8 protein-coding genes are annotated in these 5954 nt (G+C 68.6%); 5 read left to right on the forward strand and 3 right to left on the reverse strand.

The annotated features are described in order from the left end of the window. Positions 1 to 166: 166 nt before the first annotated feature. Both hisB and hisH read left to right on the forward strand, forming a co-directional pair. Entirely contained in the window at positions 167 to 754 is a 588-nt protein-coding gene (gene hisB / locus ACFDTC_RS16995) for an imidazoleglycerol-phosphate dehydratase HisB (RefSeq protein ID WP_375260065.1), read from the forward strand. 70 nt (positions 755 to 824) lie between these two features. Beyond that, a complete protein-coding gene (hisH, locus tag ACFDTC_RS17000; protein WP_375260066.1) occupies positions 825 to 1460 on the forward strand; it encodes an imidazole glycerol phosphate synthase subunit HisH in 636 nt (211 codons plus the stop codon). A gap of 45 nt (positions 1461 to 1505) precedes the next feature. Here hisH and ACFDTC_RS17005 read toward each other — a convergent pair whose 3' ends face one another. Then, the gene (locus tag ACFDTC_RS17005; RefSeq protein WP_375260067.1) at positions 1506 to 1895 is read right to left on the reverse strand and encodes a DUF2147 domain-containing protein; all 390 of its coding nucleotides are present in this window, start codon (positions 1893 to 1895) and stop codon (positions 1506 to 1508) included. Between the two features lie 128 nt (positions 1896 to 2023). Between ACFDTC_RS17005 and hisA the strand changes: the two genes are divergently transcribed. Genes hisA through ACFDTC_RS17020 form a run of 3 tightly spaced genes read left to right on the forward strand, consistent with a single transcriptional unit; the run spans position 2024 to position 3852 of the window. Further along, a complete protein-coding gene (hisA, locus tag ACFDTC_RS17010) occupies positions 2024 to 2746 on the forward strand; it encodes a 1-(5-phosphoribosyl)-5-[(5-phosphoribosylamino)methylideneamino]imidazole-4-carboxamide isomerase (protein WP_375260068.1) in 723 nt (240 codons plus the stop codon). Positions 2747 to 2785: 39 nt separating this feature from the next. Beyond that, the gene (hisF, locus tag ACFDTC_RS17015) at positions 2786 to 3544 is read left to right on the forward strand and encodes an imidazole glycerol phosphate synthase subunit HisF (protein ID WP_375260069.1); all 759 of its coding nucleotides are present in this window, start codon (positions 2786 to 2788) and stop codon (positions 3542 to 3544) included. Then, positions 3541 to 3852: a phosphoribosyl-ATP diphosphatase gene (locus tag ACFDTC_RS17020; protein WP_375260070.1), complete on the forward strand. Its 312-nt coding sequence runs from the start codon at positions 3541 to 3543 to the stop codon at positions 3850 to 3852. The genes hisF and ACFDTC_RS17020 overlap by 4 nt, the downstream gene beginning before the upstream one ends. 70 nt (positions 3853 to 3922) lie before the next feature. On the opposite strand, the gene ACFDTC_RS17025 is transcribed toward ACFDTC_RS17020, so the two are convergent. Both ACFDTC_RS17025 and ACFDTC_RS17030 read right to left on the reverse strand, forming a co-directional pair. Further along, positions 3923 to 4390, reverse strand: coding sequence for a CoA-binding protein (locus ACFDTC_RS17025; protein WP_375260071.1), 468 nt, complete (start codon positions 4388 to 4390; stop codon positions 3923 to 3925). A gap of 235 nt (positions 4391 to 4625) precedes the next feature. Then, positions 4626 to 5954: xanthine dehydrogenase family protein molybdopterin-binding subunit (locus ACFDTC_RS17030; protein WP_375260072.1), on the reverse strand; the 1329-nt coding region annotated here is incomplete at its 5' end.

Consider the following 5954-nt stretch of genomic DNA (forward strand, 5'->3'; position numbering starts at 1 on the left):
AGCATAACCTTGCCAAGGTTAGGGTCGGGCGTTCGAATCGCCTCGCCCGCTCCATCGGACCGACACCTTTCCCTCGCAAAGTTCCGCGACGCACAGCCGGCCACTACCGGCTTTCCCCCCTGCGATCCGGCGCCTATAAGGCCCCCGGGACAGGCAGGAGGTGGCGATGCGCCGCGCTGAAATCACCCGGAAGACCGCCGAGACCGACATCTCGGTCACGATCGACCTCGACGGGACGGGCACCTACGACAACCGCACGGGCGTCGGGTTCTTCGACCACATGCTGGACCAGCTGTCGCGTCACGCGCTGATCGACATGACCGTGCGCGCCACGGGCGACCTGCACATCGACGACCACCACACGGTCGAGGATACGGGCATCGCGTTGGGCCAGGCGCTGGCGCGCGCGCTGGGCGACAAGCGCGGAATCCGCCGCTACGGGTCGTGCCTGCTGCCGATGGACGACGCGCTGGTGCGCGCGGCGCTGGACCTGTCGGGCCGGCCCTATCTGGTGTGGAAGGTCGACTTCGCGGCCGCCAAGATCGGCAGCTTCGACACGGAACTGGTGCGCGAATTCTTCCAGGCCTTCGCGACTCATGGCGGGATCACGCTGAACGTCGCCTGCCTCGACGGGATCAACGCGCACCACGTGGCCGAGGCGACGTTCAAGGCCGTGGCCCGCGCGCTGCGCGAGGCGGTCGAGACCGACGCGCGCAAGGCGGATGCCATTCCGTCGACCAAGGGCGCGCTTTGAGGGGGCGCTGCCCCCTCGACCGCCTTCGGCGCCCTTCACCCCCGGGATACTTGCAGAGAGAAGAAGACGCATGCTGACGGCGATCATCGACTACGAAAGCGGCAACCTGCATTCGGCCAACAAGGCGTTCGAGCGCGTGGCCCGCGAGATCGGCGAGGGCGAGGTCGTGGTGACCACGCGCGCCGAGGACGTCGCGCGCGCCGACCACATCGTGCTGCCGGGCGACGGGGCGTTCCCCGCCTGTGCCGCGGCGCTGCGCAACTCGGGCTGCTTCGAGGCGATGGTCGAGGCGGTCGAGACGCGCGGCCGACCGTTCATGGGCATCTGCGTCGGCATGCAGCTGATGGCGCGCACCGGCCACGAATACACCGAGACCGACGGCCTGGGCTGGATCGACGGAGAGATCCTGCGCATCGTGCCCACCGACCCGGCGCTGAAGGTGCCGCACATGGGCTGGAACGACCTGGTGATCGACCACCCGCACCCGGTGCTCGACGGAGTCGAAAGCGGCGACCACGCCTATTTCGTGCATTCCTACCAGATGCGGCTGGCCGACCTGACACAGCGCGTGGCGCACGTGAAGTACGGCGAGGACGTCACCGCGATCGTCGCGAGCGAAACCCGCATCGGCCTTCAGTTCCATCCGGAAAAGAGCGGCCCCACCGGGCTGAAGATGATCGAGAACTTCCTGCGCTGGAAGCCCTGAGCTTCGCGGCCCGCGCGCGTCGCGGGCCGGTCTGTGGAGGGCGCGTCAGTTCAGGCGCGTCCAGGTCTGGCTGGAGCACAGCAGGCCGCCGGCGACGCAGCCCTTGAGCTCGATCGTGTTTCCGACCAGCGCCATGCGGCCGAGGTAGACCTTGTCGTTCGATGGGCGCCAGACCTTGCCCTCGTACCGGCCGTCGCCCTGCGGGACCATGTTGATCACCAGCACCTTGCCGAGGTTCGGCGACTCGTATTCGCCTTCGGCGTTGAAGGTGCGGTCGATCACGCCGCAGATCTTGCCGTCGCAGGGGGCCATGCGGATGTGCGCGTAAGAGCCCTCGTCGACCTCGGTCTTCCAGGTGGTGCCCAGCAGCGGCTCGGCGAATACCGCGCCGGCGGCCATGACGGCACAGGCCGCCAGAATCAGGGTCTTCTTCATTGGTTTTCCTCCCTAGGTCGGAAAACGATGGCGGGCGGCCCGTGAGCGGGCAAGCGTGACGCGGGGTCGCTTGCATCGCGGCGGGGCATTGGGTAACGCGGCGCGACACCAGACAGGGACGCGCGACCATGATCCTTTACCCGGCGATCGACCTGAAGGACGGAAAGGCCGTGCGCCTGTTGCGCGGCGACATGGACAAGGCGACGGTATTCAACGACGACCCCGCCGCGCAGGCGCAGGCCTTCGTCGATGCAGGCTGTGAGTGGCTGCATCTGGTGGACCTGAACGGGGCCTTCGCAGGCAGCCCGGTGAACGGCGACGCGGTCGAGGCGATCCTGGCGCGCACGCAGGTGCCCGCGCAGCTGGGCGGCGGCATCCGCGACATGGCCACGATCGAGGCCTGGCTGGGCAAAGGTCTGGCGCGGGTGATCCTGGGCACCGTCGCGGTCGAGAACCCGGACCTCGTGCGCGAGGCGGCGCGCGCCTTTCCGGGCCGGATCGCCGTCGGCATCGACGCGCGTGCGGGCCGTGTCGCGACCAAGGGCTGGGCCGAGACGACCGAGGTGATGGCGACAGACCTCGCGCGGTCCTTCGAGGACGCGGGCGTCGCGGCCATCGTCTACACCGACATCGAGCGCGACGGCGCTATGCAGGGCCCCAACGTCGAGGCGACGGCGGCGCTGGCGCGGGCGGTGTCGATCCCGGTGATCGCGTCAGGCGGAGTTTCCTCGGTCGCCGACCTGGTCGCCCTGCGTGACTGCGGCGCGGCGCTGGACGGCGCGATCTCGGGCCGGGCGCTCTACGACGGGGCGCTGGATCTGTCCGAGGCGATGGCCGCGCTGCGCGGCTAGGGCCTTTCCCTCGGGCGCGTTCCGCAATATCACGGCCCCATGTTGAAGACGCGCATCATTCCCTGTCTCGATGTCGCCGATGGCCGCGTGGTCAAGGGCGTCAATTTCGTCGATCTCCGCGACGCGGGCGATCCCGTGGACGCCGCCCGCGCCTACGACGCCGCCGGCGCGGACGAGATCTGCTTTCTCGACATCCACGCCACGCACGAGAACCGCGGCACCATGTTCGACGTGGTCACCCGCACGGCCGAGACGTGCTACATCCCGCTGACGGTTGGCGGCGGCGTGCGCACGGTAGATGACGTGCGTGCCCTTCTGCTGGCAGGGGCCGACAAGGTCAGCTTCAACTCGGCCGCGGTGGCCAATCCCGACGTCGTGTCCGAGGCCGCCGACCAGTTCGGCAGCCAGTGCATCGTCTGCGCCATCGACGCCAAGGCGGTGGACGAAAACCGGTGGGAGATCTTCACCCATGGCGGGCGCAAGCCCACCGGCATCGACGCGGTCGAGTTCGCGATGATGATCGCCGCAAAAGGCGCCGGAGAGATCCTGCTGACATCGATGGACCGGGACGGCACCAAGGAAGGCTTCAACATCCCGCTGACGCGCACGATCGCCGACGCGGTCGACGTGCCGGTGATCGCAAGCGGCGGCGTCGGCAACCTCGATCACTTGGTCGAGGGCGTGACCGAAGGCCATGCCTCGGCGGTGCTGGCGGCATCGATCTTCCACTTCGGCACCCACACCATCGCCGAGGCCAAGGCGCACATGGCCGCGGCCGGCATCCCGGTCCGGCCGTGACGCTGGACGACCTCGCCGCGCTGGTGGCAGAGCGCGCGCAGGCCTCGCCCGACGAAAGTTGGACCGCCAAGCTGCTGGCCAAGGGCCCCGACAAGGTCGCCGAGAAGTTCGGCGAGGAAGCGATCGAGGCGGTGATCGAGGCCGTGAAGGGCGACCGCGCGGGACTGACCTCCGAGGCCGCCGACGTGCTGTTCCACCTGCTGGTGATGCTGGAATCGCGCGGCGTCGCGTTGGCCGACGTGATGGCCGAGCTTGAGCGCCGGCAGGGTCGGTCGGGCCTGGCCGAGAAAGCCGCGCGCAAGATCTGACGCCTTGCCGCCGGGGACGGCGAGCAGGGCGAATTCGGCGCAGCCGAAGCGCGCCGTGTGCCGGCCCCTCCTACAGCTTCGACGACAGGATGCCGGTGTTGAATCCGCCCATCCGCAATTCGCCGAACAGGCGCTGGTACTCGATCTTGGGGCAGCGGTCCTCGACCACGTCGACGCCCCGCGCGCGCGCCGTCTCGGCGGCGTCGGCGTTGCGCACCCCGATCTGCATCCAGACCGTCTTCAGGTCCGGGAACCGCTCCAGCGCCTCATCGACGATCGGCGGCACGTGCTCGGACCGGCGGAAGATGTCGACCATGTCCACGTCGTCGGGGCAGTCGGCCAGCGACGCGCGCACGGTCTGCCCGAACAGCGTTTCGCCCGCATGGCCGGGATTGACGGGAATCACCGTGAACCCCTTGAGCGACAGGTAGCGCGCCACGTAGTGGCTGGGCCGCACGGGGTTCGGCGAAACCCCCACCACGGCGATCTTGCGGGTGCGTTTCAGGATCGTGCGCAGGTCGTCGTCGGTCTGGGTCATGACACCAACATAAGACCTGCGCGGAAAAGAAAAAGCGCCCGAGACGAAGCTCGGGCGCAAGTCACGGAACGAGGGACAGTGAAGGTCCTGCAAAGGTTCCGTCTCTGCAGACCTGACAGTGATGTAGGCGCGAAAGCCACGGCTTGAAGGCCTGTAAAGAAACTGTGAATAATTTCCTTGACCTTCGGCGTTTTCGCAGGACGGAAGTGGCTGACCGTGCCGCGACAGCCCTCACTCACTCGGCGGCCTGCTTCACGCCCTGCGCCATTTCCCACACGCGGACCGGCGTAAACGGCATGTCGACCTGTCGCACGCCACGCACCCAGAACGCGTCTTGCATCGCGTTGGCCATCGCCGCCAGCGCGCCGACCGTGCCCGCCTCGCCGCAGCCCTTCATGCCCATCGGGTTGGCCGTGGACGGCACCGGCTCGACGTCGAAGGCGATCATCGGCACGTCGGCGGCGCGCGGCACGGCGTAGTCCATGAAGCTGGCGGTCAGCAGCTGGCCCTCGGCATCGTGCACGGCGACTTCGGTCAGGGCCTGGCCGATGCCCTGCACCACGCCGCCATGCACCTGCCCTTCGGCCAGGCGCGGGTTGATGAGGTTGCCGAAATCATCGACGACCGTGTAGCGCGCGACCTCCACGTGCCCGGTCTCGGGGTCGATCTCGAGTTCGGCCACGTGGGCGCCGTTGGGGAAGCTGCGGGCCGGCAGCTGCGCGTGCGCCGTCCATGTCAGCAGGTCGTCGCGGCCGGCCTCGCGCGCCATCTGCGCCGCCTCGATCATCGTCGGCGAGAGGTTCGAGCCCTCGGCGCGGAAACGTTCGTCGTCGAAGCGCACCGCGCCCGCGTCGACGCCCATCTCGGGCGCGAGGAACTCGGCGAAGCCCTTCACCATGTCGGCCACCGCCACCAGCGTCACGTTCGTCTGCACCGTTACGGATCGCGAACCGCCGGTACCGCCGCCGCCGGCGATCAGGTCCGAATCGCCCTGCACGACCTGGATTTTTTCAGCCGGAATGCCGGTCTGATCCGACAGGAACCTGGCGAAGACCGTCTCGTGCCCCTGCCCGTTCGACTGGGTGCCGACATAGATCAGCGCGCCGCCGTCCTCGGTAAACTCGACCTTCACGTCCTCGGACGGCGAACCGAGGATGCTTTCGATGTAGCAGCCCAGCCCCAGCCCGCGCAGCTTGCCCGCCTTCTCCGACGCGGCGCGGCGCGCGGGGAAGCCCGCCACGTCGGCGTCGCGCGCGGCGTGGTCCAGCACGCGGCGGAAATCGCCCACGTCGTAGGTCTCGCCCGAGGGCGTGGGATAGGGAAACTGCTCGGGCCTGATGAAGTTCATGCGGCGCAGCTCGAACGGATCGACGCCCAGCTCGCGGGCGGCCCGGTCCATCACGCGCTCCAGCACGTAGTTCGCCTCGGGGCGGCCTGCGCCGCGATAGGCATCCACCTGCGTGGTGTTGGTATAGTACGCCTCGGTCCGCAGGTACGCGGCCGGAATGTCGTAGACGCCCGTCAGCACGCGCGAGAAGAGCTGCCCCTGCATCAGCTGCCCGAA

The organism is Citreimonas sp., from assembly GCF_042096055.1.
Lineage (GTDB): Bacteria > Pseudomonadota > Alphaproteobacteria > Rhodobacterales > Rhodobacteraceae > Citreimonas.

Bases quoted from the DNA above. Each gene is read 5' to 3' on its own strand.
- hisF (WP_375260069.1), top strand. From the start codon at position 2,786: ATGTTGAAGACGCGCATCATTCCCTGTCTCGATGTCGCCGATGGCCGC.
- ACFDTC_RS17005 (WP_375260067.1), bottom strand. From the start codon at position 1,895: ATGAAGAAGACCCTGATTCTGGCGGCCTGTGCCGTCATGGCCGCCGGC.
- hisB (WP_375260065.1), top strand. From the start codon at position 167: ATGCGCCGCGCTGAAATCACCCGGAAGACCGCCGAGACCGACATCTCG.
- hisA (WP_375260068.1), top strand. From the start codon at position 2,024: ATGATCCTTTACCCGGCGATCGACCTGAAGGACGGAAAGGCCGTGCGC.
- ACFDTC_RS17025 (WP_375260071.1), bottom strand. From the start codon at position 4,390: ATGACCCAGACCGACGACGACCTGCGCACGATCCTGAAACGCACCCGC.
- hisH (WP_375260066.1), top strand. From the start codon at position 825: ATGCTGACGGCGATCATCGACTACGAAAGCGGCAACCTGCATTCGGCC.